The following is a 2579-nucleotide window of genomic DNA, read 5'->3' as shown; positions in this document are numbered from 1 at the left end:
GCCCCGGCTCTCCAGCTGGCGAACGATGGCGTTGATCATCTGCTCGACGCGCTCGGCGTCCACCGGCCGCTTGCGCAGGGCGATGTAGACCGAGCGGGCCAGCTTCTCCCGCTCGAACGGGCTTCGCCGGCCCGAGCGCTTGACGATGGTCAGCTCGCGCAGCTGCACCCGCTCCATGGTGGTGAAGCGGCCCTCGCAATGGGGACACAGCCGCCGGCGCCGGATGGCCGCGCCGTCCTCGGACGGGCGGCTGTCCTTCACCTGGCTCTCGGGGTGACCGCAAAACGGGCAACGCATGATCTAGCCCCTCCGCGGCCCCTTGTACGCTATTAGCTGTAGATGGGGAAATGGCGGGTGAGCGCCAAGACCTCCTCGCGCACCTTCGCTTCCACAGCCGCATTGTCCTCGCCGCGGGAGAGGCCGTCGAGCACTTCGGCCATCCAGCGGGCGATCTGCCGGAACTCGTCCGGGCCGAAGCCGCGGGTGGTGCCGGCCGGGGTGCCGACCCGCAGGCCCGAGGTCTGCAGCGGCGGCAGCGGGTCGTTGGGGATGTTGTTCTTGTTGGTGGTGATGCCGGCCCGCTCCAGGGCGATCTCGGCGTCGGCCCCGCTCACGCCCTTGGGCGTCAGGTCGACCAGCATCAGGTGGCTGTCGGTGCCGCCGGAGACGATCTTGAAGCCGTTGGCCTGCAGCGCATCGGCGAACGCCCGGGCGTTCTCCACGACGGCCTTGGCGTAGTCCTTGAACTCCGGCCGCAGGGCCTCGCCGAAGGCCACCGCCTTGGCGGCGATGACGTGCATCAGCGGCCCGCCCTGCAGCCCCGGGAAGACCGCGCTGTCGATCTTCTTGGCCAGCTTCTTGTCGTTGGTCAGGATCATCGCCCCGCGGGGCCCGCGCAGGGTCTTGTGGGTGGTGGTCGTGACGACATGGGCGTGCGGGAACGGGTTCGGGTACTCCCCGGCCGCCACCAGGCCAGCGTAGTGGGCGATGTCGGCCATCAGCACCGCGCCCACTTTGTCGGCGATCTGCCGGAACCTGGCGAAGTCGATCACCCGCGAGTAGGCCGTCGCCCCGGCGATGATCACCTTCGGCTTCTCGGCCAGGGCGACCTCTTCGGCCTGGTCGTAGTCGATGGTGTGGTCCTGGGCCCGCACCCCATAGGCCACCGGCCGGAACCACTTGCCCGACTGGTTGACGCTCTTGCCGTGGGTCAGGTGGCCGCCGTGATCCAGGTTCATGCCCATGAAGGTGTCGCCGGGGACCATGGTGGCCATGAACACCGCCTGGTTGGCCTGGCTGCCCGAGTGCGGTTGGACGTTGGCGAACTGGCAGCCGAACAGCTGCTTGGCCCGCTCGATGGCCAGGGTCTCGGCTTTGTCCACCACTTCGCAGCCGCCGTAGTAGCGCCGGCCAGGATAGCCCTCGGCGTACTTGTTCGTGAGCACGCTGCCCTGCGCTTCCAGCACGGCGCGCGAGACGATGTTCTCGGAGGCGATCAGCTCGATCTGCTCCTGCTGGCGCTTGAGCTCGTGGTCGACGATGCCGAACAACTCGGGATCGGCGTCGGCCAGGTTGCGGGTGAAGAAGGCGTCGGACTTGGGCGGAGCGTGGACGGTCATGGGCGGTGGACCTTTTCGGCAGGAGTCGGGGAGCGGCGGTTTGGCGGTCTCATAAACCAAGGCGGGTCGCGCCCAAACCCTCGGAACCGCCGCAGGCCCATCGGCGTTCCTCGCTCGCCTGGAGTGCACGCGTGCACGTGCGCCCCGGCGTGTCGTGGTCTCGTCCGAGGGGGAGTTGAATGAGCATGGACGGCGAGCCCGAAGGGACTTCGGGTGAGGAGCTTGTGCGCCTCGGGGCCGAGATCGTGTCGGCCTATGTCAGCCGCAATTCCGTGCCGGTCGACGTCGTCCCTGAACTGATCCGCTCGGTCCACCAGGCGCTGGAGGGCCTGGGCCAGGCGCCGCCGATCGCCGCCGAAGAGCGGCCCAAGCCGGCGGTGCCTGTCAACAAGTCCGTCCAGCACGACTTCATCGTCTGCCTGGAAGACGGCAAGAAGCTGAAGATGCTCAAGCGCTATCTGCGCTCGCGCTACAACATGAGCCCGGACGATTACCGCCGCCGCTGGGGCCTGCCGGCCGACTATCCCATGGTGGCGCCGGCCTACGCCGCCCGCCGCAGCGACTTCGCCAAGCAGATCGGGCTCGGCCGCGGCGTGAGGCGGCGCAAATAACACCCCTTCCCTCCCCTTCGTGGGCAGGGTGGTTCGGCGCGAAGCGACGAACCGGGTGGGAAAGTTTGGGACTTCAGAAACGTCAGGGATGATCGGGACTCCCCCACCCGTCCGCGCGCCGGCGCGCGCGTCCACCCTCCTCATGAAGGGGAGGGAATGGGCTAGGGGATGAGGTGAAAAGCTGCTGTTAGGCCGCCACTCCGCCGACGCGCGCGATGTTGCAGTGGGTCCAGAGCTGCTCGAGCGCGTCGAGGAGCTTGTCCATCATCTCGTCGGTATGCGCGGGCGACGGCGTGAACCGCAGCCGCTCCGTACCCCGAGGTACGGTCGGATAGTTGATCGGCTGGAC

General features: G+C 68.2%; 3 protein-coding genes and 1 pseudogene. 1 reads left to right on the top strand and 3 read right to left on the bottom strand.

Annotated elements, in window-relative coordinates; all coding sequences use genetic code 11:
* Both VHK87_RS05580 and glyA read right to left on the bottom strand, forming a co-directional pair.
* A partial coding sequence (locus VHK87_RS05580) for an ATP cone domain-containing protein (protein ID WP_329633908.1) occupies positions 1 to 297 on the bottom strand: 297 nt, incomplete at its 3' end.
* A gap of 32 nt (positions 298 to 329) precedes the next feature.
* Positions 330 to 1619, bottom strand: coding sequence for a serine hydroxymethyltransferase (gene glyA, locus VHK87_RS05575; RefSeq protein WP_329633907.1), 1290 nt, complete (start codon positions 1617 to 1619; stop codon positions 330 to 332).
* Positions 1620 to 1798: 179 nt separating this feature from the next.
* On the opposite strand from glyA, the gene VHK87_RS05570 reads away from it, so the two are divergent.
* Positions 1799 to 2230, top strand: coding sequence for a MucR family transcriptional regulator (locus VHK87_RS05570; protein ID WP_329633906.1), 432 nt, complete (start codon positions 1799 to 1801; stop codon positions 2228 to 2230).
* A 187-nt stretch (positions 2231 to 2417) separates the two neighbouring features.
* Here the strand turns inward: VHK87_RS05570 and VHK87_RS05565 are convergent.
* Positions 2418 to 2579 (bottom strand): annotated as a pseudogene (locus VHK87_RS05565) (5-aminolevulinate synthase); the annotation flags it as partial.

Source organism: Phenylobacterium sp., assembly GCF_036263695.1.
Lineage (GTDB): Bacteria > Pseudomonadota > Alphaproteobacteria > Caulobacterales > Caulobacteraceae > Phenylobacterium.
The sequence above is the reverse complement of the archived record's forward strand: the minus strand, read 5'-3'. Positions and strand labels throughout refer to the sequence as shown.

What these genes read in the sequence shown, in the direction of transcription:
- glyA (WP_329633907.1), bottom strand. Translation starts at nt 1,619, where the DNA reads ATGACCGTCCACGCTCCGCCCAAGTCCGACGCCTTCTTCACCCGCAAC.
- VHK87_RS05570 (WP_329633906.1), top strand. Translation starts at nt 1,799, where the DNA reads ATGAGCATGGACGGCGAGCCCGAAGGGACTTCGGGTGAGGAGCTTGTG.